General features: G+C 46.4%; 27 protein-coding genes and 3 tRNA genes. 12 read left to right on the forward strand and 18 right to left on the reverse strand.

Translation table 11 applies throughout. The annotated features are described in order from the left end of the window. Positions 1 to 52: 52 nt before the first annotated feature. The 7 genes from JNN12_12580 to rpmB all read right to left on the reverse strand — a co-directional run bounded on the left by JNN12_12580 (position 53) and on the right by rpmB (position 2,062). The gene (locus JNN12_12580) at positions 53 to 802 is read right to left on the reverse strand and encodes a hypothetical protein (GenBank protein ID MBL7979170.1); all 750 of its coding nucleotides are present in this window, start codon (positions 800 to 802) and stop codon (positions 53 to 55) included. Between the two features lie 262 nt (positions 803 to 1,064). Then, a tRNA-Cys gene (locus JNN12_12585) sits at positions 1,065 to 1,135 on the reverse strand. 27 nt (positions 1,136 to 1,162) lie between these two features. Then, a tRNA-Arg gene (locus JNN12_12590) sits at positions 1,163 to 1,236 on the reverse strand. 14 nt (positions 1,237 to 1,250) lie between these two features. Then, a tRNA-Pro gene (locus tag JNN12_12595) sits at positions 1,251 to 1,325 on the reverse strand. 8 nt (positions 1,326 to 1,333) lie between these two features. Beyond that, complete coding sequence (locus JNN12_12600) at positions 1,334 to 1,507, reverse strand: hypothetical protein (protein ID MBL7979171.1); 174 nt, start codon at positions 1,505 to 1,507, stop codon at positions 1,334 to 1,336. Positions 1,508 to 1,584: 77 nt separating this feature from the next. Continuing rightward, the gene (rpmG, locus tag JNN12_12605) at positions 1,585 to 1,758 is read right to left on the reverse strand and encodes a 50S ribosomal protein L33 (protein MBL7979172.1); all 174 of its coding nucleotides are present in this window, start codon (positions 1,756 to 1,758) and stop codon (positions 1,585 to 1,587) included. 67 nt (positions 1,759 to 1,825) lie between these two features. Then, positions 1,826 to 2,062, reverse strand: a complete 237-nt coding sequence (gene rpmB, locus JNN12_12610) for a 50S ribosomal protein L28 (protein ID MBL7979173.1) — start codon at positions 2,060 to 2,062, stop codon at positions 1,826 to 1,828. Between the two features lie 107 nt (positions 2,063 to 2,169). On the opposite strand from rpmB, the gene JNN12_12615 reads away from it, so the two are divergent. Then, the gene (locus JNN12_12615; GenBank protein ID MBL7979174.1) at positions 2,170 to 2,646 is read left to right on the forward strand and encodes an NUDIX domain-containing protein; all 477 of its coding nucleotides are present in this window, start codon (positions 2,170 to 2,172) and stop codon (positions 2,644 to 2,646) included. 81 nt (positions 2,647 to 2,727) lie between these two features. Here JNN12_12615 and JNN12_12620 read toward each other — a convergent pair whose 3' ends face one another. Beyond that, positions 2,728 to 3,960 (reverse strand): hypothetical protein, encoded by a 1,233-nt coding sequence (locus tag JNN12_12620; GenBank protein ID MBL7979175.1) that lies wholly within the window; start codon positions 3,958 to 3,960, stop codon positions 2,728 to 2,730. A 293-nt stretch (positions 3,961 to 4,253) separates the two neighbouring features. Between JNN12_12620 and JNN12_12625 the strand changes: the two genes are divergently transcribed. The 9 genes from JNN12_12625 (at position 4,254) to JNN12_12665 (ending at position 14,451) form a co-directional block, all read left to right on the forward strand. Next, positions 4,254 to 6,146, forward strand: a complete 1,893-nt coding sequence (locus JNN12_12625) for a CocE/NonD family hydrolase (protein MBL7979176.1) — start codon at positions 4,254 to 4,256, stop codon at positions 6,144 to 6,146. Positions 6,147 to 6,242: 96 nt separating this feature from the next. Then, on the forward strand, positions 6,243 to 6,860 hold the full coding sequence (locus tag JNN12_12630) for a DUF1449 family protein (protein ID MBL7979177.1): 618 nt from the start codon (positions 6,243 to 6,245) through the stop codon (positions 6,858 to 6,860). Between the two features lie 59 nt (positions 6,861 to 6,919). Further along, a complete protein-coding gene (locus JNN12_12635) occupies positions 6,920 to 8,656 on the forward strand; it encodes a hypothetical protein (protein ID MBL7979178.1) in 1,737 nt (578 codons plus the stop codon). Between the two features lie 230 nt (positions 8,657 to 8,886). Then, a complete protein-coding gene (locus JNN12_12640) occupies positions 8,887 to 9,228 on the forward strand; it encodes a hypothetical protein (protein MBL7979179.1) in 342 nt (113 codons plus the stop codon). Positions 9,229 to 9,567: 339 nt separating this feature from the next. Beyond that, positions 9,568 to 9,975, forward strand: a complete 408-nt coding sequence (locus JNN12_12645; protein MBL7979180.1) for a hypothetical protein — start codon at positions 9,568 to 9,570, stop codon at positions 9,973 to 9,975. Positions 9,976 to 10,112: 137 nt separating this feature from the next. Then, on the forward strand, positions 10,113 to 10,742 hold the full coding sequence (locus tag JNN12_12650; protein ID MBL7979181.1) for a DUF2911 domain-containing protein: 630 nt from the start codon (positions 10,113 to 10,115) through the stop codon (positions 10,740 to 10,742). 33 nt (positions 10,743 to 10,775) lie between these two features. Continuing rightward, positions 10,776 to 12,293, forward strand: coding sequence for a cbb3-type cytochrome c oxidase subunit I (locus JNN12_12655; GenBank protein MBL7979182.1), 1,518 nt, complete (start codon positions 10,776 to 10,778; stop codon positions 12,291 to 12,293). 270 nt (positions 12,294 to 12,563) lie between these two features. Next, a complete protein-coding gene (locus JNN12_12660; GenBank protein ID MBL7979183.1) occupies positions 12,564 to 13,520 on the forward strand; it encodes a hypothetical protein in 957 nt (318 codons plus the stop codon). Positions 13,521 to 13,677: 157 nt separating this feature from the next. Continuing rightward, a complete protein-coding gene (locus JNN12_12665) occupies positions 13,678 to 14,451 on the forward strand; it encodes a DUF3298 and DUF4163 domain-containing protein (GenBank protein MBL7979184.1) in 774 nt (257 codons plus the stop codon). A gap of 59 nt (positions 14,452 to 14,510) precedes the next feature. On the opposite strand, the gene JNN12_12670 is transcribed toward JNN12_12665, so the two are convergent. From JNN12_12670 to JNN12_12685, 4 genes are all read right to left on the reverse strand, one after another. Further along, the gene (locus tag JNN12_12670; GenBank protein ID MBL7979185.1) at positions 14,511 to 15,461 is read right to left on the reverse strand and encodes a PD40 domain-containing protein; all 951 of its coding nucleotides are present in this window, start codon (positions 15,459 to 15,461) and stop codon (positions 14,511 to 14,513) included. Between the two features lie 25 nt (positions 15,462 to 15,486). After that, positions 15,487 to 15,630: a DUF1761 family protein gene (locus JNN12_12675; GenBank protein ID MBL7979186.1), complete on the reverse strand. Its 144-nt coding sequence runs from the start codon at positions 15,628 to 15,630 to the stop codon at positions 15,487 to 15,489. 44 nt (positions 15,631 to 15,674) lie between these two features. After that, positions 15,675 to 15,893: a DUF1761 domain-containing protein gene (locus JNN12_12680; GenBank protein MBL7979187.1), complete on the reverse strand. Its 219-nt coding sequence runs from the start codon at positions 15,891 to 15,893 to the stop codon at positions 15,675 to 15,677. 78 nt (positions 15,894 to 15,971) lie between these two features. Further along, positions 15,972 to 16,790: a helix-turn-helix transcriptional regulator gene (locus tag JNN12_12685; protein MBL7979188.1), complete on the reverse strand. Its 819-nt coding sequence runs from the start codon at positions 16,788 to 16,790 to the stop codon at positions 15,972 to 15,974. A 511-nt stretch (positions 16,791 to 17,301) separates the two neighbouring features. On the opposite strand from JNN12_12685, the gene JNN12_12690 reads away from it, so the two are divergent. After that, a complete protein-coding gene (locus tag JNN12_12690; GenBank protein ID MBL7979189.1) occupies positions 17,302 to 18,966 on the forward strand; it encodes a hypothetical protein in 1,665 nt (554 codons plus the stop codon). Positions 18,967 to 19,042: 76 nt separating this feature from the next. Here JNN12_12690 and JNN12_12695 read toward each other — a convergent pair whose 3' ends face one another. From JNN12_12695 to JNN12_12720, 6 genes are all read right to left on the reverse strand, one after another. Further along, positions 19,043 to 19,246: a DUF2892 domain-containing protein gene (locus JNN12_12695; GenBank protein ID MBL7979190.1), complete on the reverse strand. Its 204-nt coding sequence runs from the start codon at positions 19,244 to 19,246 to the stop codon at positions 19,043 to 19,045. Between the two features lie 105 nt (positions 19,247 to 19,351). Then, positions 19,352 to 20,131, reverse strand: coding sequence for a tetratricopeptide repeat protein (locus tag JNN12_12700; GenBank protein MBL7979191.1), 780 nt, complete (start codon positions 20,129 to 20,131; stop codon positions 19,352 to 19,354). 1 nt (position 20,132) lies between these two features. Beyond that, positions 20,133 to 22,007 carry a protein BatD gene (locus JNN12_12705; GenBank protein MBL7979192.1) on the reverse strand — a complete coding sequence of 625 codons (1,875 nt, stop codon included), beginning with the start codon at positions 22,005 to 22,007 and terminating at the stop codon, positions 20,133 to 20,135. Positions 22,008 to 22,014: 7 nt separating this feature from the next. Further along, positions 22,015 to 22,809, reverse strand: coding sequence for a tetratricopeptide repeat protein (locus JNN12_12710; protein ID MBL7979193.1), 795 nt, complete (start codon positions 22,807 to 22,809; stop codon positions 22,015 to 22,017). A 95-nt stretch (positions 22,810 to 22,904) separates the two neighbouring features. Further along, positions 22,905 to 23,600, reverse strand: coding sequence for a hypothetical protein (locus tag JNN12_12715; protein MBL7979194.1), 696 nt, complete (start codon positions 23,598 to 23,600; stop codon positions 22,905 to 22,907). Between the two features lie 47 nt (positions 23,601 to 23,647). After that, positions 23,648 to 24,247, reverse strand: coding sequence for a YdcF family protein (locus JNN12_12720; GenBank protein ID MBL7979195.1), 600 nt, complete (start codon positions 24,245 to 24,247; stop codon positions 23,648 to 23,650). Positions 24,248 to 24,644: 397 nt separating this feature from the next. Between JNN12_12720 and JNN12_12725 the strand changes: the two genes are divergently transcribed. After that, a complete protein-coding gene (locus JNN12_12725; protein ID MBL7979196.1) occupies positions 24,645 to 25,094 on the forward strand; it encodes an RNA-binding protein in 450 nt (149 codons plus the stop codon). Positions 25,095 to 25,115 lie beyond the last annotated feature (21 nt).

The following is a 25,115-nucleotide window of genomic DNA, read 5'->3' on the forward strand; positions in this document are numbered from 1 at the left end:
ACAGGCTTTTGTATTAATTTTGTTTACTTGGAAGACCTGTTTTTAGAACGATTTAAGCCGCATGTGCCCTTGGAACAACAGCCCGGTTCACTTCCAGCGGTGATAAGTCAGAAAGGTTGTACCGCTGCTGAGGTACCTGTTCGATAGCCGCTCCAAAGGCTTTACCGCTTTGGTTTAAACCAAACAACTTCAGTACCTCTACCGCCGAATTCACGCCCCGAATCCACGCTTGCTGCAAGATCAGGGGGGTTTGTGTTTCCGCAACTGCTTGTGCAAAACCCGCCAACATTTCTACTGGAATATCCATTTCGTGCAAACCAACCTGCCCTACCAGATGCAACGGCTCTGCCACCACTACATTGGGATACGTCCACATTGCACCAATCATCGCCCGAAAAAGGTGTCTAAACACCATATGCGGTGTCGTAAGTTCATCCATCCACAACAAACGAATTTGGCGCGGTGTATAGACCGCATTGCCGTAGGGCACCAATGTGGGCCGAACGATCAGAATATCTGGCTTTAGGTCTAACTTAGGCAAATCCAATCGTCCAGAAGCATCCCAAAAACCCACCTCAAAAGCACTTTCGATAGCAATTTGGTGACCGTATTTTTTCTTTAACGAGTTAACAACGTCCACAAAGTCTGATGCCCAAGTGGTCGTTTTGGTCACCTGTACCGAACAACACATCTTAGTATCGCCTCGTTGAATGGCACGACGGATGTCTTGTTCCAAAATAAACGTGGAAGCCGTTGGGATGTAATCGTGGTGTACAAAAGCCGAGGTAGCAGATTTAATCATGGTTGTCTCCGAACAATTGAGGACATGGAGGAATTTGGTTCGGCTGGAAACAACCATTTTTTTTTCTGTTATTCGGGCGGCATTAGATAAAGCCCCCCTATTCTTCGATGAATCCTATACTGAATCAGACAAAACACGCTTACGAATACTTAAGCGTGAGGACATGGAGGAGACGTAGGAAAAAGGAGAGATCATGCCCAAAACCGGAAGGGCGAAAATAAAAAAACCGATCCTTCAGAATGAAGTTCGGTAAAACATTGAGAGGCGACGAGCGGATTCGAACCGCTGTAGAGGGTTTTGCAGACCCGTGCCTAGCCACTCGGCCACGTCGCCGCATTGTACGAATCTATGCAATTTGAGCACGCCTGACAGGACTCGAACCTGTAACCTACGGATTAGAAGTCCGTTGCTCTATCCAATTGAGCTACAGGCGCATTACGTACTGTTGTCGGGGCGGCAGGATTCGAACCTGCGGCCTTCTGCTCCCAAAGCAGACGCGCTAACCGGGCTGCGCTACGCCCCGAAACTTATTTAACTTTGAACGGCTTTCAATTCTTCCTGCACATTGTCTAAATGTACCATTTTCACCTTATAGGCAAATTGGCCGTTAGGCTTTCTTTCTGCGACAAGGATTTTAGCCATTTTTTTATTATTGGCATTCTTACCCCGGTCGGTACGTTGGTTCTTAGAAACTTTCTTTGCCATGATGATGTCGTTTAGGCGTCTATTAGATTGAGGCAATATAAGGCTTTTTTTTAGCGCCCGCTATCCCCTCTACAATCCTACTTTATTTCTTTATGAACAGTGTGCTTCTTCAAGACTGAATTATATTTTTTCAGTTCCAGACGCGCGGTAGTATTCCGGCGGTTTTTGGTCGTAGCATACCGAGAAGTGCCGGGGGCTTCCGTACACTCTAAAATAATGTTGATTCGGGCTTCTTTAGATTTTTTTGCCATGATGGTGGCCTCCTCACAATGGATTTATGCTGCACAACGGATGGATAGATCAGACACAATGCCTTTTTCAGACCGTAATGCCCTGACGACGGGCTTCGGCTACAACCGCCGCAATCCCATTTTTATTGATGGTCTTCATGGTTTGTGTGGAAACCCGAAGCGTAACCCAACGGTTTTCATCCGGAATAAAAAAACGCTTACGCTGCAAATTTACCCCGAAGCGGCGCTTAACTTTGTTGTTCGCGTGCGAAACGTGGTTGCCCGTCAACGATTTCCGGCCCGTCAGTTGGTCTTTGCGTGCCATGGTCTTTTTTTGTTTTAGATTGCTTTGTTTTTATTATAGCCCACGAATATAACTTTTTTATAAAAACAGAGCAACACCCCTCGCATTTCATCACCTAAAATTTAAATATGTACCACTTCTGCATCGGGGTTATCCGGCTTTTGCTGCACCTACGGAATATTTTGACCCGTCTTATTAAACCACGCTCGGTGCGTGTACGGGGTATTGTTACCAATACCAAAGGAGAAGTACTGCTGATAAAACATCCCTATGACGACCGATATTGGTATCTCCCCGGTGGCGGCATCAAGCGACAAGAACGTTTGGCAGATGCCCTGCACCGCGAACTTCAGGAAGAACTTGGTTTTCAGCACCTGGTTATAATCCAAACATTGGGGGTTTATACGGACCTCAACCCCTACCGATCGGATGTGGTGGTGGTGATAGTTGCTGCTACCGATGAAAATCCTCAACCCAATAAATGGGAAATCAAAGAGGCCTGTTTTTTTTCACTAAAGGCATTGCCCGATAATATGGCACGTTCCACGAGAGAGCGGTTGACCGAATGGCAGAACGTATCCAATGTATATAACGAAAGGTGGTAACGAACAATTACCTTAAAAAAAACGGAAAAGGATTGCTTCGGCTTACGAAACAACCCTTTGTTTTTTTTACTTCTTTCCTAATTAAAAGTCCCAAAGTGACTTTCCGGTGGAGGCATTCGGGGTTTCTATGGACTTAGTGGCCAGCGAAATCAGGTTTTGTTTGCGTTCTGCGATGATAGATTTGCGCGCACGCAGGCGTTGTTGTAATTCTTTTTCTTCGGCAGTAGCTGTTAATCGCAGGGTTGCTACCCGATTACGTAGCAACGTCTGCTCGGCGTCAAAGATTTGACCCAATTTAGCATCTAAAGTCGTTTCAATTTGCCGTCTTTGGTTCTGGCTATTTGCGACGGCTAATTGACGGGCCAACGCATCGGCTTCACTTTCCAACAAAAGCACCTCGGCGGATCGGATCGGATTGTCGGTATTCAGGATATCCGCTACGGTCTTGGTGCTCCCTCCCGTACTTACTGGCCCCGCACCACCTCCCCCAATGGGTGTTGGGTTATTATTTGCTGGGATTGGATTTGAGACTGCGCCATTGCCCGTTGTGGTCTTGGGCGCGGTTGTATTAAAATAGTCTTTCGGATTTCCCGTTGCGGCATTGGTTCGGGCAGGTGCTTGAAGGGGGGAATCCAAAGACACATTGGGATTATCATAATCTGGCATTAATGCACCACCAGCATGAGCGGGTGCCTCGATTGGACGAAGAGACGCCTGGGTATCTGTTTTACTGGAACCATTGCCCCCACTCGTAGCCATTGCAGTCTTGGATGCCCCACGACGCAAAGAGGGGTCGGCAGAGACTGGTGCACTCGTTACGACACCACTTCGGTTACCAAACGTGCCTGAATTGGCCGGAGGCTCTGCCACAGCAAGTGAAGTTGGTGCATTTCCCGTGAATGCCAGCGAAATCAGCATCGCGCTCCCTTGTCTTTCGGGATACGCTGTTGCTTCCACCAATTGATTGGGGTCTAAATCAAATGTAATGACCACATCGTTTTGAAGCATACGTGCTGCGTGTCTCAAGACTGGCCCCGCCGTTTGTCCTTGATTAACATTGGATTGTAAGTCGGTATCGAACAGGGTCAGTGTCAACTGTTCGCGTTGCCGTTTAAGATCGTATCGAAAAACACGTTCCGAAGTCGCAACCCAAACAACGTACCCCCGGCCATCAGCTCTGGGGTAATAGGATATTTTTGATACGAATGGTTTAGCTGTAGCGGTACTTGCCAATAGGGAAAGCAAGAACAGACCCATGCCCCAACTTTTAATGAAACGGGCATTTGTTTTGAAGATTGAAAAGTTTATCATCATATAAACACACCTGAGGTTTGTTTTGTGGAGGCACCACAATTCGAGGAACAAATGAAGGTAGCGGCTTCTTCTTGCCAAAGAAGGAAGCCAAAGATGTTGCTTTTTAGATTTTACGGGTATGGTAGCTATATTAAAGACCCCTCTAAAACCATACCGATCCATTCAGCAATAAAAAGGTTTGTTCGTAAACCATAAATTTTTTATGTTGTTAGCAGATGCCCTTTTGCCTGTCGAGACAAACGTACATCCCTAAGTTTATGTCCCCTCTCCAAAACAAGACAAAGAAAAAAGCCATGTTTACTTTATTTTTCCGCGTTTTCTGGGTGGTTATTCTGCTATTTTCACTTCAGGCAAATGCCCAACCCATTCAGGAATATTCCCCAAAAGACAATTATGAAAAATTAGAGTATAATATTTCTGTACGAGATGGGATCAAGTTATATGTTGCGGTTTATGTCCCAAAAAACAATACCCAACCGCTTCCATTTTTAATTAAACGCACCCCTTATGGTTGTGGCCCCTATGGACCCGATAAGTTCCCGGGCATTTTGGGCCCACAGGGAGACCATCGGTTTGCAAAGGAAGGGTACATTTTTGTCTGTCAGGATGTTCGGGGACGATGGATGAGCGAAGGCACCTTCACCAATATGACCCCAGCGATACCCAACGTAACGGGTCATCGTACAGTAGATGAGAGTACCGACACCTATGACACGGTTGAATTCCTGCTTAGAAATATACCATATAACAATGGAAAAGTAGGCTTACACGGCATTTCCTACCCTGGATTTTATGTGGCCGCAAGCATTATTAACAGCCATCCGGCAATTGTAGCCGCTTCTCCCCAAGCCCCGATTGCCGACTGGTTTGTTGGAGATGATTTTCACGCAAATGGGGCTTTTTACCTTCAAGATGCGTTTAATTTTTTCTCTGGCTTTGAGCACCCAGAACCCACTCCCACCCAAAAAAGAGGCCCATCTCTCCGTATTAATTCCGACGACGCCTATGCTTTTTTCCTGCGTTTAGGCGCCTTGCCCAATGCCAATGCACGATATTTCAAAGGCAGCGTGGATTTTTGGAACACTTTTATGAAGCACGGAACGTATGATCAGTTTTGGCAGGAGCGCAACATTGTTCCCCACCTTAAAGGGGTAAAAACCAATGTGATGACGGTTATCGGGGCATTCGATGCCGAAGACCCTTATGGCGGCTACGAGATTTATCGCTCCATCGGGAAGTTAAGTCCAGAAACAACCAGCAACCGCCTCGTACTGGGCCCTTGGTTTCATGGAGGTTGGGAGCGTTCAGAAGGGGATTTTTTAGGGAATGTGCCCTTTGTACAAAAAACAGCGGTGCAGTACCGTGCATCCATAGACCTCCCTTTCTTTAATTATTATTTGAAGGGCAAGGGGTCTTTTGATCAGGCAAATGTCCGAGCCTTTGCAACAGGCTCCAATGACTGGCACAACTTTGACATTTGGCCACCGAAAGAAGCCCGCCCGACTACTTGGTTCTTAACCGAACAAGGCGGCCTTAGCACCCAAGCTCCATCCAAAAACAGTGGGAACGATCGCTACGTCTCGGACCCCGCCAAGCCAGTGCCATATTCCCAACGCATCACCTATGACCGTACCAGAGAATACATGACCGAAGATCAGCGGTTTGCGGCCTCTCGTCCGGATGTCTTGGTGTATGAAACAGAGGTCTTGTCAGAAGACTTCACCTTGGCTGGCCCGGTAGATATTCGATTATTCGTCTCCACTACTGGATCCGATGCCGATTTTGTTGTGAAGGTGGTGGATGTTTTTCCGGACTCCACAAAAGAGGTGCAGTCCCGTGACAAAAAATATTTGCCCAATCCCCTCGCTGGCTACCAGATGTTGGTGCGATATGCTGTAATGCGAAGCAAGTTTCGCAACAACTTTTCCAAACCAGAGCCGCTCCAGCCTGGAAAAGTGACCGAAGTACGCTGGAAAAGCCCACATATTTTCCATACGTTCAAAAAAGGGCACCGCCTGATGATTCAGGTACAAAGTTCTTTTTTTCCTTTAATAGACCGAAATCCACAGGTTTTTTTAGATATCTATAACGCCAAAGATTCCGACTTCAAGGCGCAGACTCATACCATCTATCGGTCAGCACAGTACCCATCGTCCATAACTGTCGGAAGAATTTCACCCAAATAAAAATGTGAATTGAAAATGAATGCAATAGATTATTGCTTTTGAAAGAGCAACCAAAGGCCCCGATTTCGTACCGTTATCCGATAAACCATTTACACTATGGACGTATTTTTTCAACCGGCACGATTGATTTTCACCATTCCATTAATGCTTGCATTTTCGTTGTGGGTCATTAGTGCAATGGGCATAGGCGGCGGCCACGACAGCGATGTGGATTCTACAACAGACTTCCACTTAGACGCCGATCATGGCTGGGTGGATACCGGGCTGCATTTGCTGGGGTTTGGTCTGGTTCCTTTATCGTTGGTAGTAACCTGGATTTTATTTGGGTTTGGCTTATCCGGATTGGTGTTACACGCTACATTAGGCGCTTACTTACCATCTGATTGGCTGCCCAATATCGTTTTCATTCCACTCGCTTTGGTTATTGGCTTGATCATGTCTTCGGTATTATCCCGCTTGCTGAAGCCACTATTCAAAGATTATGGTGTCGCTGCCACCGAACGCGACCTGATTGGCAAGGTGGCAACCGTCAAAAGTAACCAAGCCTCCGCCACATTTGGCGCTGCCAGCCTCCGCTTGGAAAATGGAAACGAAATTGAGATCGCCATACGAACCGAAAATCCAAACATCGCTTTGTCTTACGGAACCCGCGTCCTCCTAACAGGCAAACTTCCGGGCAAAGAAGTTTTTGAAGTAACTCCTTTTGATGCTTAGTGCGTCTATTGGCACAGCAAACCTAATCTTTTATATGTTAAACCCTAATCACATCTACCATGAGTGAATCTTTAATTTTGAGTATTGCCGCTGTAGTTGGTGTAATATTATTCATTCTCGTTTTCCTTAGCATGCTTAACCGCTTTTTAGTGAAAGCCGAAGCCGGACAAGCTTTGGTAAAAACAGGGTTTGGCCTGAGTAAACCGGGGGTATATCTGAGTTCGGTCATTTCTATTCCTTTATTGCACCGAACCGAACGCATAGACTTGACTGTAAAGACCGTAAGGACCGTAAGGAGGGCACATGAAAGCCTCTCGTGTGCCGATGGGATCCGCGCAGAGGTAGAAGTGGATTTTTACATCAAAATCAATCCTGTTGAAGAAGATATTCGTCACGTTGCTTCGACAATAGGTTGTGGTCGAGCCTCGGATATTGGCATTCTTCGCGAGTTGTTTGAGGCCAAGTTTGCAGATGCCCTCAAAACCGCTGGCGCGGCCCTCTCATTCGATCAACTCTACCAGAATCGCCGTGAATTTCGGGACGAGATTATGAAGGCATTAGGACAAGATGCCGAAAATGGGGTTATTCTAAATGGTTATCGCTTAGATGATGTGGCCATCCAGTATCTGGAGCAATTACCGCTCGAAATGCACAACGAAAACAATGTTTTGGATGCCCGTGGCCGCAAAGAAATTGCCCAACGGACCTCTGCCGAGGTGGAAGCGGCCAATAAACGGCTTCGCGAAAAAGAAGTAACCATCGCCACTCAAAACCGGGAAGCAAAACTAAAACAATTACAAATAGAGCAAGATATTGCAGCAAAACAAGCACTTCAAACCCGCGAAATAGCGGAAGCCCAAGCACGAGAACAAGCAACGATGCAACAAACCGTTGCCGAACAAGAGAAACTCTCTGAACAAGCCAGAATTATTAAAGACCGTGAAATCAAGGCGACCGAGATTGAGCGACAAAAAGCCATTGAGGTGGCCGATGAAGAACGGAAGCGGAATGTAGAAAGTGCACGAATCGTTCGGGAGAAAGCCATTCAGATTGCCGAGCAGGAAAAACTTCAGCAAATCGAAATAGCACGAATTGAACGCGAGAAGGCAGAATCTGAGGCACTAAAAGCCAAATTGTCTGTTCTTGAAGAGGTGGCCAAACAAGAAGCCCTAAAGCTAAAAGCCGAAGAACAAGCCCAAACGGTTAAATCCCTCGAAATAGCCAACCGCCAAAAAGCGATTGAAATCATCGAGGCCGAAAAAGCGGCTGCTGTAGAAAAAGAAAAGCAAAAAGTAGAATCGGATGTACGGGCCTATGAAATTACGACGGTTGCGAAAGCCAAATTAGACGCTGCTGAGATGGAGTCGCAGGCCGCCGAAAAACAAGCCAAAGCCATCGAGACCGTTGGTCTTGCGCAAGCGGCAACCACTCGTGCCAACCTTGATGCCCAAAACGTGATCAATTCACAGGCCATTCTGGCACAAGCATTAAAAGAATTGATGCCACAACTTCCTATTTTAGTGGAGAAACTAATGATTCCCGCCGAGAAAATAGAAAGTATTCGTGTCTTGAACGTACACGGCCTACAAGGTCAACAAGACAGTGGCGATGGAGCCTCTTCCTCCGTTGCAGGCTCCATCATTGGCACGGTATTACAGGCAGGTATGGTGCTTCCCGTTATCAAAGAACTGATGGGGGCTATCCGATCCGACGGCGGACAAAACGCATTAAGCCAACTTATAGAACAAGTTCCGGGATTGTCCTCCTTGATAGAAGACAAAAACGAGCCTGCTTAATAACCTATAAGCTCTACTTCCAAGCCCTCGGTATTTATCGGGGGCTTTTTTTGTGCCCTTTAGTACGGCCCACGAGCATGGTATCAGCAATTAAAAGGCAGAAATAAAAATAAGATTGTCGGTTCTCATGTATTTCATTTGCATTTACTACATTAATGGAATATTATTTTTCCGTTTTACACTTTAATTATTCCACCTTGAAAATATCGGTCCAAATAGTATTGGTCCTCATGCTTGCCCTTCAACCGCTGAGTGGGCTGGTGACGCAGATTGCATTCAAGGTCAACCAACAATACATCGCACGCACGATGTGTATCAATCGGTTCAAGCCTAAAATGAACTGCAAGGGGACTTGTGTTTTGAGCCGACAACTAAAAAAAGCAGCAGAACAACAAAGCAACCCAGTCAAACAAAACAAGGAGCAGTCTGAAGTATTGTATTTTATTGACTTGAGTATTGCACCTTCGTGGGCAAAAGGTATTTCGGAGATGACGACAAATCCTTTCCCGCAGTCTTCTGCCTATCATGAATCTCTTTTCTCGGCAGACATCTTCCATCCGCCCCGCATTTAATTCTCCTCTCAGGTACCCAATGTTTAACCCGGCAAACCTGACCGAGCGGCTCCTATTTTCAGTAGTTGGCATTGTGAAAGGAGCTTTTCTTAGCCTACGCCTTTCCTGTGTACGCACCATGATCGTTTGGTATTAACCACTACTCCCACATCATGTTGTTTAAGGGCCGCCAATGGTTATAGATTGGGTTCATACGGATAGATCAAAATAATTACCTTTTTTCAATATTACCCTGTCTTTTATTTACATTAAAAGGCAAGAATACATATGTCTTTTTTTGCGTAGCTTGGCAAATATGGCCAGATGTATTACGGTATTAATCTTTAAATAATGCTCAACATGAACAACATTTTTAGGATCTTAACATTCCTTTTTTTAGGATTTTTTAATCTGGTAAATGCCCAATCTCTTTTCGGCAATTGGCCTGAATTGGGATTATACCACGATGTCCTATCTACTACCTTCCATCCTTCCGAGAATGGAGACACCGCACCGATCAAGGCAAAGTCGGGTGAGCTTGCTTCTTGGGCACAAAAAGTAGCGGGCAAACCAATTCCTACGCCTTACGATACGCGGCCTATGCGCAAGACCATTCAAAAACTAAAGAAAGAGAGTGTTAAAATGGATCGTATGGTTCGCAAGGGAAGGGCCAGCGAAGCCGCAATAATTGCACAGCTTTCCAAAACCCACGATGTTTTTCACGAGGTGATCCGTTTGTCTAAGGAACCCCACGAAGACCATCATTGATGCTTCAGGCACTTTCTTTCATGATATACCCCCAATTTTAATCCGACACTTTGGCCCGATAAACAATCAACCATTGGTCATGAAAGAAAAAAAGATGTCCTAAAACAATAACCAGCAACCCCATTAAGGACCTCATCATGAAAATATATGTATTTACCGTTTTTACCGTTGTCTTTACCTTTTCTCTGACTGCGTGTCAAGATCACCAGCAAGATCATAAAGCCCACCAAACACCGGATCAAAAAGCAGCAACCACACCCAAGCATGACCATAGCACCCACCACCACAGCCAAGAAACGGTAACAGACACCACAAAAGGCAGCATTCCCCAAACGGCTATGACCAATCTGGGCAGTAACCATGTCCATATTGCTTATACCGCGCCTGCTGTTCGCAATCGGATCATCTGGGGCGGCTTGGTGCCATACGACCAAGTTTGGGTGACAGGCGCACACCAAGCCACCTCCATTTCACTCGGAAAAGACGTGCTAATCGGCGGGCAACGCCTACCGAAAGGGAAATATGCCCTATTTACCATTCCCGGAAAACAGGAATGGATCGTGGTCATCAATAAAAACTGGGATCAGCACCTTACCGATGAATACAGCGAAAAAGAAGATGTTTTACGGATTCGGGTAAAACCCCAAACCAACCAACCCCATACCGAGCGCCTCACGTATCGCATTAACAACAAAGATACCAACACCGCCGATTTGGAAATTGTCTGGGAAAAGCTTAAAATTGCTTTAGTGATAACCAATGCCTAAGGGCTAGCTGAAGAAAAAATCAACCTATTTCAAATGATCATGGAAAACGTTATGCCCTCGCCGCTACAAAATCCGGCGACAACCACCCCCCAAACGACGGTACCCCGCACGGGAATCGGATCTTGGCTCTTAACTGAAGACCATAAACGTATCTCGTTGATGTTCTTAGGATCGGCCCTGTTCTTCTTCCTCTTGGGTGCTATCTTGGCCATTGTCGCAAGGCTGGGACTGCCTGATGCAGGATACCCGTTTCTTTCGCAGACCGCCTATACCCGGCTGATGGAGGCCCACGGAACCATCATGGTTTTGCTGTTTGTCATTCCCGCCATACCCGCCACACTGGGCGCTTATTTTTTGCCAAATTTATTGCATAGCCGCAACCTGCCCTTCCCAAGGCTCCACCTCATGAGCTTATACCTTTATTGGATGGGCGGTATTTTTGCGCTTATCGGCTCTTTAGCCAGTGCCACCCCAATAGGATGGACGATGATTGAGACTTTTTTTACCGATGACCCAACTCTATTTGCTGTCGTATGGCTCGGATCGGGTATTCTCACACTTGGTGCATCGGCAGTGTTACGGAGTATCAACTTTGTGGTGGCCATACATAAAATGCGGCCTATTGGGATGTCGTGGCAAGACCTTCCTTTATTTGTATGGGGACTCTATATTTCGGCAGCCATTCAAATTGTCGTAATGCTGTTGATGGGCCTAAGCAGCCAGTTGTTGATCCTTGAAAAAACCTTACAATTGGGTTTATTTGATCCCAAGTTGGGTGGCGACATCTTGTTGTACCGCCACTTTTTCTGGTTTGCTGCTTATCCGGCTGTATATAGTGCTCTCTTGCCTGCAATAGGACTCATGGCCGATGTTTTAGCAGGATCTACCGGAAGACACGCATTTGGAAGGCCATTTCTGGTTTGGATGATGGGCACTTACGGAATATTGAGTTTTATGGTATGGGGACAACAATTTGTAAATGCCGGACAATCTGAGTTTGCTTCTATTTTGTTTGCTGCTTTTGCCAATCTGGCGCTTGTCCCTTTAGCAGTTGTGGTTGCAAATATGTTAACCTCTCTTTATCAAAGTAATCTTGAATTGCGCACACCGATACTATATGTATTTACATTCTTATTTATGCTTACGGTATCGCTGATTAGTTCTTTGGTACTGGGTGCCCTAAATGTCTCCTCGTATCTGGGTACCACCACGTATGCCACAGCACAATTCCATTACATGATGTTAGGTGGCTTGACAATTGCCTTTCTGGGTGGACTTCACTACTACTGGAAGCATATTACAGGGACCAATTACCACGAAAGTGTGGCCCAATGGGCTATCGGTCTGATGTTTTTAGGCATTAACGGAACGTTTTTTACCCTCATGGTGATGGGTAGCAATGGCTTGGAACAACGGACATACGCCTATCCCGAGATGTTTGGAACCTTTCAGGTCTTGACCACCTTATCCGCTGTCTTACTTGGCCTAGGGATTATCATAACCTTTGCGAACCTGATTTGGAGTTTAGCCTCTAAAAAGCAGAAAAATTGATCTTTAAGGATATGGTGAAACAGGGAATGGCCGCGAGTCCTCCATGATCGGGGCCATTTTCTCTATACGCTTGCAACATCCTGAAGGGTTCCATCCTATAACGGTATGGCAACTGGTTTTGTGACTGTTTGTTAAGAGCGTCTAAACATCTTAATAAAATCGCATTGTGAAAGCCGCAAAGTTGTAACAATTCCCAAAATGCGGCGGTGTAGTTTACATCCAACCAAACACCGGATCATATTCTACACAACAATTATAAGGAGTAACACAATGCGTACCATCATCCAAAAACCTCTACTTGCACTTCTGGCATTATGGTTTGTAGTCAGCGGTTGCGATGCTGTTCATCCGCCAGAGGCCACCGACACTACGACCGAAACCCTTACCAGCGTACAAGTGGCCCAAATGGCGGTTCAGGTTTCGAGTGAATTGCAATTGAGCGGCACCACAGCCCGAAATGTAAGTAGTTCGTTTAATAAACACGCCGATAAACAACCCGGCTTTTTGTGGGGTGTAGCGAAAGACCTCCAAGCTACCTTAACGGCCGAGGAAAAAGAAAAACTACTCAATCCAGACCTCGACGCAGCGGGGAATCGAGAAGGAGGACTACGTCCGTTTTTCTCGCCTCACGGCATGAAAGGGGATGGTATCAAGGGAACAGGACGCCCCGGATTTATTCCTTTCGACCTGCTGACCGAAGACCAAAAGGCACAAGTAAAAACCGTTATGGAGAAATATGGTACAGAAATCAAAGCCTTGATGGATAAAAAATCCACCCTCACTACCGAGGAATTCAAATCGCAGATGGAGGCCCTCCATACGGCACGTCAAGCAGAATTGACGACACTCCTGACCGAAGAGCAAAAAGCAACCATTGCCACACGCCTCGAAGAAGCCAAAGCCCGCCTCGAAGCGGCCCGTGCTGCCGAAAAGGAATCGAGAAACACGGTACTTGCCATTGATGCCGCCACATCAGACAAATTAGATGCCGCTTATGCTGCTCAACTGACCGCGCTGGAAGCATTGGCGACCAAAGTAAAAAACAAAGAAATTGCTATCGAAGATGTTCCAGCCCAGCTACAAGCCATTCGAGAAGCCTTCAAAACCACCATCTCTGGTTTCCTTTCGGCCACTCAGGTGGAAATTGTGCTGATCCATGATGCGCTCACCCATCGTAAACCGAAGGGTCACGGCGGTAAAGGGAAAGGTGGTCCGAATGCGGGCTAATACTTCCTTCCGACCGTTTTTTAAAGGCTCCGAATAGGGGCCTTTTTATTTTTTGGTTGTTGTAACTTGCTTGGAATAGGGGCGTAATCGGCGTAGTTTCAGGAATCTACAATAGGTAAATTCAACGCCAAAACAACTTCTTTTGTAATTATACCTTATGCGCCTTCTTAGCACGCTACTTTGCAGCATGACCGTTTTATGGTTTGCGGCCTGCGGACCCAGCAACGAGTCCAGCCCCACCAAGCCCCTTACATTCCAACAACATGTCTTCACCGATCAGGGGGGAACTTGCGTCAAGGAAGACGACCCATGCGCGAAAATATCGGTACAATACGTATCTGCCGAAGGCACAAATGCCAAAAAGATCAATACGGTTCTGGATACCATCTATGTCCGTATGGCAGATGTGGACTGGGAAGGAGCCCAGCCCAGCAAAACCCTTCAGGAAGTTGCGGCGTTTTTTAAAAAGTCTTTCGAAGAACAACGCAAGGAATTTCCTGATGCTCCCTACGGATGGGAAGTGGACGTAAAAACGGAGGTACTACAAACCCAACCTGTGGCAAGTATTTCCATCACAAGCTATACATTTACAGGAGGCGCACACCCCAATACAGTAACCCGCCTACTCAACTTCAACCCGCAAGGGCAATACATTGACCCTCAGAGCCACATTACGAATACAAAAAAATTCCAATCCGTATTGGAGTCTGCATTCCGCAAAGCGCGTGAAATTCCAGAGGGGCAACCATGGAAGGAAGCCGGACTTTTCGATGACCAATTGACCTTGCCCAACGAAATGGCGTTTACCAAAGAAGGGCTTAAAATCTTTTATAATCCTTATGAGATCATGCCTTATGCTGCTGGGCCAACGGAATTCACCATTCCTTATGCACAGCTTGAAGGTATAATGCAGTTAACGGATGCAAAATAAGCCAGCCCATTCCCCATTGTACCAAAGCCGTTCCGGAACCTCGGAGCGGCTTTCCTTATTCATCGTCGAACAAAAACGGGTGAAAGCTGTGTTTTATACTCCGCATGTGTCAATTGGCGGGTTTCCTTGGTCTTCCAATTCATAAGTACAATGTCGTATTGTGTTTCATCGGCATTACTGGTATCAAATACCAACCACCTACCGTCTGCGGACCAATCGTGCCAGCCTTCACTTCCTGTGTAATTGGTAAGTTTCCAATGTTTCTTTCCATTCGGCGTTACGGCGAACAAGGTGTTTTTTCCGTTTTGCTTGGAGTGGTACGATATAAAACCTTCTGTAGGATGCCAACGAGGCGGCCCGGCCTTGTAACCATAAGATTTCGCACTAAGATCATTGGCGGGAAAAGTCGTCAGTTGGCGCATATCACTACCGTCTTCGTTCATGATAAACAATTCTTCATGTGTATTTCGGTCTCTCCTGTTTTTCTTATAGGCAAACACCAATTGTTTTCCATCCGGAGAGAATAAAGGATCTCGGTACATGGCCGTGGTATCGGTCGTTATTTGGCGATAGGCACCTGTTTCTGTATTGATAATAAAGAGTTGCATCCGGATATCCCGCTCAATTCTACCAGAGACCACCAGTTCTTGTCCGCTTTTTCGGCTACTCATCCAACTGTCTTCCAATCGAAGATCACTGATCTTCTTCACATTTTGTCCATCCGAAGACATTTCGTACAAGAAATAACAACGACGGCAAGTTCCTCTGTCACTTATAAAAAACAACCGTTTACCATAGGCGAGATACGTCCACGCAACATCTGGATGGCGGGTTAGATTTTCTTTTTTACTCCCGTCTATTTCCATAGCAAAAACCTCGTAGTTGTCTTTTGTGCTATCAGGTACAAAGACATTGTATGCCAGACGGTAGGGCGGAATGCTACCCCATTTGACTACACTACATCCGGCCAAAGCGGTTACAAACAAACATGGAATCCAAAGATACTTCATAAGGCTTTTCAAAAAATTAGATTATTCAACGCCATCCCCCGATAATAAAACCAATCAGGGTGAACCAAACCGCAAGGTAGCCACCATTGATCAAAATATACCGCCAAGACCGCTGTTCAAAAAGTCCTATAACCACAAAGCCAAGAGCCGCAAACCCGAATCCGGCCAAAAAACCTGCTGTTGCACCCCAAGCCGCATTGGTATGGGCATCTCCTAAAAAAATGTAAGGTTATAGCTCATCATCCATGCAACCAAGAACACCAATCCATAGATTTTTAGAAAATTCGTGCGATTTATCTGCTCTTCACTTAGCTCGCTCTCCGTTCTCCATGCCTCATAAAACATGGCCTTAGAGTACCAAATGGCACCAAAAACAAGATTAGAAATCGCACTGACCAATATGGCCAAATGGCTTAAGTAAACTTCTCCCATTGTATTGTGGTTTTAGGTAAGGAATACAGGGATCAGTTTACGGCATACCCTTGCAAGCAATATTGTAAAAAATTTACCTCAGCCCACCGGAACGTAATTAAGCATATCGCGCTTCAGGGCCAGATATTGCGCTGGCGTAAAACCGGAAAAATGCCGGAAGTCGTGGATAAAATGCGCCTGATCATAGTACCCAGTATCTAATGCCAACTCGGCCCAATGGATGGTACTGCTTTGTTCTATCTGATGAATGATTTGCTGGAAGCGCGATACCTTCATGAAAGCCTTAGGCGTAAGCCCTACATGGTCTTTAAACAGCTTAATCAGGTGCTTTTGCGAATACCCTACTTTTTGCGAAAGCCGCTCCAAAGTAAGGGGTTCAGGCAGAGAAAGAACCGACCTAACCGCAAAATGAATGCATTCATTTGGCACAAAGCGGCGCCGGAAGCGGTACTTTAAAAAATCTTCTACGGCTTTAAGCTTTTTCAACGGGTCAGGAACCTCGAGAAGTGCTTCTCGAAGAGACAAGATATGGTTGCCCAACACCAAATCTGCCTCCACCACCTTATCTGTCAGCTCGTGGAGTGGCATGTCCGTAAACGGGTAAGCCCGCCCCTTCCGGAAAGTGACCACCACCATTTCGATATCAAAACCCGATGGAATGGAGATGGGCTGTGTACGAATACCTGAAAACCATGTTTTTGTACACGTCTGAAGGATTTTCAACGACTGGTTATCGTAAATTGGTTGGGGCTTGCCCGTCAATTCGATTAGAAGGTTTACATTCCCATCTGGTAAAAAACGGTCTATTTGATGGGTGGGGTGGAAGTCTTTGTAATATAAGATAGATTCCACAAAGTCACCTAATGGCTCCTTCGGAACAATCATTTGGAAAATCATACAGCTTGTGCGAAGTATTTAGTGGAAGCAGATGGGATTAATTTAAACAAATACAAACACTTGGCAGGGGTAATAAAAATAAACCCATTTCTTGTCCTATTACAAGGGGTGTATCCAAATCTCTTCCCATAAAAATTTTCGAACGGATTGATTGTTTCCATCTTTTGGATTGTACTGCCATTGGAATACGTACAAACAGCTTGCGGCGGGTGGAGACCAATGGGTTTGGAATATCTCGGTTTAACATTGTTCTCTTCCCGCATCAAGTTATTGGAAACCTTTGTTTGCCATTCAGACGAATGGGCCTAAAGGAGGTTGTTTTTTATCCTATCATTTTGTAGCTTGTATTGAGCGTCCTATCAAACCAAGCTTTTTTATTAGCGTCGTGTTTTGAAGGGTTTCTTTTCAGATCAGTACCGCATTTGTTGCAATCCATCTGCTGTTAATAAAAGGGGGACACCCCACCATTACTTTTCGAAAATTCCATTCTGCTATGCAAACACATCGGCGTATGGGCATTTGGTTTCTATTGGTGATGCTTTTGTGTTCATCAGAGACCATGCGGGCACAAGGCATTCAGGTATTTAAAGGCCTTAAAATAGGGGGTACATTAGGAGTATCCGGAGAAGCGTATGCTGCTTCCGGCATTGAGAACCGACGTGCTCCATTACTAGGCCGGGCCAATGCGAATCTGACTGCCGATCTTTTCGGGTTAAAAACGGGAATTAACCTGCTTTATTCCACCGACGAATCCAAAATTCGGCAGAGTATTAATCGTTTAGCCTTCAATACCCAGTACAAATCGTTGACTGTTGGCGTAGGCGGCGTCACACCAACTCTTTCTAAATATAGCCTGAATGGCGTAGTGGTGCGGGGTGGTCTGATTGGATTTGCTCCGGGGAAATTCGACTTGATGGTCACGGGCGGACAATCTAAACGTGCTACCACCGCCACCACAGAAGATGCCTTCCGAGGCGAGGCGATCGGACAAAACGTTGGAGGGGCGAGGCTGGGATATGGCCGAAAAGGGCAATCTTTTTTTAGCGTTTCCGGGCTTTATGGCCGCGACAAGGGAATTGTGTTTCAGGGTATTGAACAAGCCCCCATCCCGGCGGAAAACTACGTTTTGGCTCCTCAGGCCGGTCTTGCTCTCTTCAAGGGCAAGCTAAAGTTGGATGGCAGCCTAACGGCATCTGTTTTTAACCGTAACCGTAATGCGGCCAATGCTCCGACCCGCGATGCCGCTTTTTTTGGTTTGCTCCCCTTGCCCGCCACTACACAACTGGCATATGCTGGGGAAGGTGCTCTTCAACTCAGTTTAAAAGCTTTTCGGCTACAAGGCGGTTATGAGCGCGTAGAACAAGGCTTCGAGACAATGGGGCTTTCTCAGATGCGCGACGATCAGGCATCGTTCAGGATTGCTCCACAAATACGGCTTTGGGGACAGAAAATACAAGCCCGGTTTAACTATCAAAGCCGCCGAAACAACCTGAACAATACACGAAACCTCACCACCAACCGTTCTCAGTGGGGTGGTAATTTGGTGGCACAAGTCTCGGAGTGGCTTTCGCTTTCTGGTGCATATGACCAAAGCAACAATATCGGAACCGATGCCGATAACCTTCAAAGTGCACGTCAGGAAGTGCGTACCTTCATGTTTTCGCCTACCATTACGCTCCAAAAGGGTGAAATAGGCCATAATCTGATGCTTAACGCATCGCTTCAATCTATGCGAGACCTAAGGACAGCCCTCCAAACAGATACTAAAAACCTAAATGGTACCCTGACCTATAGCTTAAGCCTACCCCAAAAACGCACATTGGGGCTTACGGGCAATTATCTGCGAAGTGATGTACCACAAGTGGCAACCACCGCCTCCGGCATTCAGGCGAATTATGGTTTTTCGGCCTTGAGAGAGAAAGTTACCGTTAATTTGGGCGCATCGTGGTCTGGAAATCGAAGCGAAATAACGGCCTTAGAGGCAACAACGGGCAACCAAAACATCACTGGACAACAACGAGGGATTACCCTAAACACAGCTTGGCTCTTGCCTTGGAAAGACCGGATCCAGTTGATGGTACGAGGACTCAGTAGCGCACAAAACAGCGGAAACGGTACATCCGCCCAATCGTTCCGAGAAATTCAGGCCACGCTTCAACTCAGTCACTCTTTTTAAAAACGTTCCAACTATCAAAACGCCCGACTTCTAAAGCCAGAAGACCGGGCGTTTCTAAATTAAGCAAGCAGTATCGTCAACCTGTTTTATTGGTCTTGATACCAAGGGGTAGGTATAACGGACAGAAGCGGACAACGCTGGTCAGCACAAATACCACTGCCAGAACCAGTAGAATAATGCCTACGGTGCCCGTAATGGTTCCTGTCAGATAAAGTGCAGCAAAAATAACCGCAACCACAATTCGGATAATCCGATCGGTGGATCCCATGTTTGGATTCATATGGTTATGGATTTGGGTGAAAAAAAGATATTATCTCCACAGCATAATGTTTTTTTTGAATATACGAATGAACAGCATCAATACCTAAACCACTATGCAATGGGTTTATACATCGCCCAAGCCTTTTCGGGACACCCACCCCACATCTCCATTTGGAAGACGTACCTCACGCCATCCCCGACTTTCCGAAATGACTTCGAGCGTAATGCCCTCGGTTATGGTCCGGATTTTACGTGCTTGCTCCGAAGGTTCCTGCCGCAACTCCACCTGCTTTTCCAACACAACCGCTTTATGATCCGACAAAGTTTGGACAGACGCAATATATGCCATCACCAAAAAAATCAGAGCCAAAGGCGCAGACAGCAATAGGGCACGTCGCCGCCAAGCCATTTGTCCTTTAAACCAAATCCAATGTGCCACAAGTCCAATAACCACAACATACAGACATAGTGCAATACCAAAAAGCCCCCAACTACCCAATTGAAAACAGATATATTGCCATAAGCTTTGTAGGGGGGACAAAGGTAATTGTGGAATGGCGGTTTGCATTTTCTTCTGTGCAATCGCCAAACTATGTCGCGTTCGGGCATCAAACGGGGACAGTGCTAAGGCCTTTTCATAATACAATATAGATTTCCCGATATGGCCTCTGCGATAATGGGCACTGGCCAGATTGTAATACAACGCGTGACTGATCCCACCTTGGGCAACGGCTTTTTCGTATTCTTGTATGGCTGTATCATAATTTGTCGCCCCATAAGCACGATTTCCGGCCTCAAAAAGTACGGAAGGCGTTTGTTGGGCATATCCTGTTTGCCAGCTTATGGTCTCAAGACACCCCACAGCTACCAATAGACGCAAGACTAATTTTACGTTAGGGCACATGTTATTTTTTCTTGCGCTCCAATTTATAAAACGCTTCAATGCGTTCAATAAGCGAAACCGCCTCTTCAAGAGAAGAGCGCATCATTTCCGGCGTAGGTAATACAGGCGAAAAACGGACTGCATCGGAAGTGTCCAATAAGCGATCTATATCCGCGCACAACCCCGATTCCATACCTGCTTCTGTCATTTTTTCCAATAATGCCATGCGCAACATTCCTTTTTCCGGAATATTCAGCCGATCTCCCAAAAATCCAGTTACCGCACGTGCAACTTCGTCGTAGAACGCCTTTGGCTGGCCTTGTTCCATCAAATTTTGGGCAACGTGCAAATGTTTTCGGGCTTCGGACTGTGCGGTCCGGGTGCGGGCAAAAGCCACATCGGTTTGCATCCGATCGGAAAGACGACGATAATACACTAAGGCCAAGAGTCCTGCAATGGGCAATAAAAAGACCCCTAAGGGCCACCACTGACGATGCAATGGCGTGGAAGTACGGGTAATCCATGTGCCCGATTGAGGCAGAATGGCTGCAATATCGTTTACAGGAAAGACCTTTTTGCCCGATGTAAGGGCTTGTGCCGTTCCAGTAGCAGTAAATTTAAATGGCCCTGCGGTGATGGTTTTATAGCTATTGGAAAGCAGATCAAAATACGAAAAGGTGAAGGCTGGTATGGTATGTTGCCCATTTTCTCGTGGGATCAAAGTAAATCGAAAAGTCTTATTTCCATAAACTTGCACGGAACGGTCTATCTCGCTACTCACTTCAGGATCGTACTTTTCCACTACTTCAGGTACATTGATCTGCGGTGTGGCCAGCGTCGCAATATTTCCGCTTCCGCCAATCATAACCGTGAGTATTACGGGAGAACCTACCTCCACTCGTTCTTTGTCTAATTTTGCCGTCATGTTTAGCCGCCCGACCGCCCCAGCAAAGCCCTGTGGCGCATTGGAGGGCAAAACTCGCACCGTTATGATGAGTGGCTCGGAAGCAATGGTGATATTCTGCGAAGGCCCTACACTACCACCCAAAAACGCATCAAAAGGGTCGTCCATCCGAATCATGGAAACATCGGCCTGCACTTTTAAGGGGTCCACCGTTAGCTTGCCAGTACGCGTCGGAAACACAGCAACCCGTTTGATCAGGATTTTCCGAAACGCCTCGCCCCCAATAGTCTCCAACTCGGTATTTGCCTCCGCATTCAGTTCTTCGCGCCAAAACCCCTCGGCATCCCACGAATCCGAAAGACGGCTGTTCCGAATTTCGACCCCTCTCCGCGCAAAGAGGTAATAGGCAATGAACATTTGTTCGCCTTGCAAAATATTTGTGGAACTGGGGATGGCGCGAATAAAGACATCTTGTTTTGAAACTTCCGGTGCCGTAGGAGCCTGCACACTATTCTGCGGATCTTTGGCAAAAGGGTCATCAAATAAACTCTTCGAACGGAAACTAGGGGCATTAGGCTTTTTCCCCGTACCCACAATCCGTACATAAATGGGAGAGGTGGTCAGGGTTTCTTTACCAATAACCACTGTCGTGCGACCAATAGAAACCTCCCCTTCTCTGAGTGGCCGATAAAACCACGTGTAGGTATAGGTTTGGGTCATCTGACCATTTGCAAAAATACTCTTTCTGCCCGTCGAAGCATTGTCGTGGAGAAGTTCTAACCCCTGTGCATCAGGCGCTTGTGGATTGTAAATATTGGGCAAAGGTCCAGAGGTGGAACGAATTTCTACGGTGTACACCACTGATTCATTCATGGCAACCGTATTATCGCTTACACTAGCCGTCACGCTAATCCGCTGTGCAACCACCCGAAAACCAAACAGCATCGGTAACAACAGAAAGACGCCAATCAAGGTGATTTTGGGTCGCATCATGTGATGATTACCAATCCTTTTCGATGGTCGAAGGTTGTGCGGGACGTCTGCGTAATTGTTGCAGCAGCCGCTGCTCATCGTTTTTCATCGCCTCCAAGATCTGTCGGGCTTGTTCCGGATTTACTTTTTTATCCGGCTTGGCCGGCTGAGGCTGTTCAGGCTTTTGCTGATCGCTATTTTGTTGCTGCTGATCCTTGTTTTGTTGATTTTGATCTTGCTGCTGCTTTTGCGGATCCTTGTTTTGCGGATTCTGATTTCGCTGTTGTTCTTTATTTTGCTGGTTTTGGTCTTGGTTCTGTTGTTCTTTATTTTGCGGATTCTGATCTTGTTGTTGCTTTTGCGGATCCTTGTTTTGCTTGCTCCCCCCTTTTTTTTGAAGTTGCCGACGGGCTATTTCATAATTGTACCGCGCATCGGCATTGTTTGGATCTGCCAACATGGCCTGTCGGTAAGCCTCAAGTGCTTCCTCGGTCTTTTGTGCCCCCATAGCAGCATTGCCTCGGTTATATGCTGCACGGCTAAAGTCCCCTTTCTCCGTGGAAGCCAGCATAGCACGACCAAACGCTTCGTCGGCTTGCGCAAACTGCTTTTGACGATAAAGGCTACTACCAAGATTGTTGTACAAAGCAGAAAGGTCTCTAGATGGGGTGGGCTTCATCACCGAAATACCTTGCCGATAATACTGTGTTGCTTCGGTATATTTTTTCTCGGTATAGCGCGTATTTCCTTTCCGGCCTGCACCAACGCCATCTTGTGCATATACAACAGAGGCAAAAAGCATTAATAACAAAACGAAACGCATATAATATCACATTTCAGATAGATAAGCTGTACTGCTACAAACTTCAAACGAGTCACTTCCAAAGACGTTTTGTCTCCGAAATGGTTCCTTCAAGTTCAAAAATGCAGCACCTCGTTGGCCTTCCACCAATTTAACGCTGCATTTTGTAGGGCAACTGGTGCTTTTTTAAGCAAAGGATCTATTTGCATAACGGGCTTCTCGGCCAATTTGCCCTGAATATTCAGCCCCTGTGTTCCGCGTATCCCATACTTTGTTTGGCCCTTATGCAACAATAGTTTCAGATCATTAGGGCTCACATCCCCTTTGCAAGCTTGGCTGTAGAGCAACATGGTTTCGGCAGTGCCGTCACCATCTAAGTCCTCCACTTTGGGAGAATCCGAAGCGAACTCCAATGTTATATCCACAGGACAATCTCGGACAAAATCTTGGATTTTCCACTGTTGCGTATATGATGCCCCCGATTTGAGAAAATGATTACCGTATAAATAAGCAGAACGATAGTCATCTTTACCATTTTCCTTGCGGGTACTTTGTACCAGTACATGTTCGCCAGCATCATCTCTCCAAGTTGCTACGGAAACAGGTTTGCCCGACACCTGCACCCCTGTGGGTAAAACAGGATTCTGTCGCTCGATAACCAAGTTACGGACGCCTTTTTCGTTTGTCATTTGGGTTACAGGCACTGTTGTTGTCTCTTGTGTGGTAGCACTACGGCCAGATTCGGCTTGTGTACCTTTCGGACGCTCGCATCCGACTCCTGCTAACAGCAATAAAATCAGAATGGCTCTCATGGTATTTTACCTCTATTTGGGATGAATATAACACAGTAACTGCTGTCTTAACGGTTCGTCGTGACCCCAGCCAACACATAGGCGGAGTAATAATACACTTCCCGGAGTAGGAAATCAAATTTAGTATCCCATGTTTTGTATCGGGAAGAGGGCGTAGGCGCAGGATACACATCCATACCAGCATCTCGCCCCATACGCATGGCTCTTTTCATGTGAAAAGGATCGCTGACCAATAAAAGCCGCTTCAGGCCAAGTTCCCTTGTGAGCCGTGTGGCTTCTCGCACATTCTCCCAAGTGGTCTGAGAAACCGTTTCTATGTGGATTTGTGACGCGGGAACCCCTTGCTGAATAGCATATCGGCGTGCGACTTCCGACTCGGCCATTGGTGCTCCTTTTCCTTTTCCACCTGTAAAAACCAGTACCGAAACCTGACCACTCTGAAAAAGACGGATCGCATGATTGATCCGCTCACGAAGTACCGGCGACGGGCGGTTGTACCAGGCAGCAGCACCCAAAACCACTGCTGCATCCGCCACTTTTTCGTCGTGCTCGGAAGCATATGTATAAATCATGACCGCAACCCCCAATAACCAGACCACCATTGCAAGGGGCAAAAGGGATATGTAACGGAGTCTGTTCCTTTTCATGTGCAATACCAGCATGTAGTTTTGTATGCACAAAATACGCCATACAGACGGTACGGTTTCATCTCAACTATGTGAACCAATTCGTAAATCTTTCAAATCCAAATGCATACACAAGAATTTCTTCTCTAAAATTTAAATCTGAGATATTAATTTTACGTTACAAAAACAACTTAATATATATTTTTTCTATTTAAAAATTAGTCTGCCCCTAAAAAAGAATTTAGGTATTGCCCCGGCGATGGTGTATATTAAGGCATTAATGAGTTTGCATCGTCGAATACTGCTTCATGTCTTGTCTCTAAAAGTCCACGCTCGCTTTTGTGACAAGACCTCCAATCCAGTGGTCGCCCGTGCAGTTTAAAATCTCTATACTCCATATTTATTTACGTATTGTTTTATGAACATTTTTGTTGGTAACCTGTCTGGCGAAACATCTGCAGAAGATCTGCGAGCCACGTTTTCGGAATATGGTTACGTGAAGCACACCGCTGTCATTAAAGACCGCGAGACGGGACAATCCCGTGGATTTGGGTTTGTAGAAATGCCCGATGACGACGAAGCAAAGGCCGCAATGGAGGCCCTCAACGGAGCAGACCTAGGAGGCCGCGACCTCCGCGTAAACGAAGCACGTCCACGCGAAGAGCGTCCGGGTGGATTTCAGCGCCGCGAAGGCGGTGGTGGCCCTCGCCGTGATTTTGGTGACCGTCCGCCGCGCCGCGATTTTGGTGATCGCCCACGCCGTGATTTTGGTGACCGCCCGCCACGTCGCGATTTTGGCAGTGACCGTCCGCCACGCCGTGATGCATCGGCTCGTCCACCCCGTCGTTGGGACAATGACGAAGAATAAGCCGCATCTATAAGCGTTTGA

It is taken from the genome of Bacteroidetes Order II. bacterium (assembly GCA_016788705.1).
Classification (GTDB): domain Bacteria; phylum Bacteroidota; class Rhodothermia; order Rhodothermales; family UBA2364; genus UBA2364.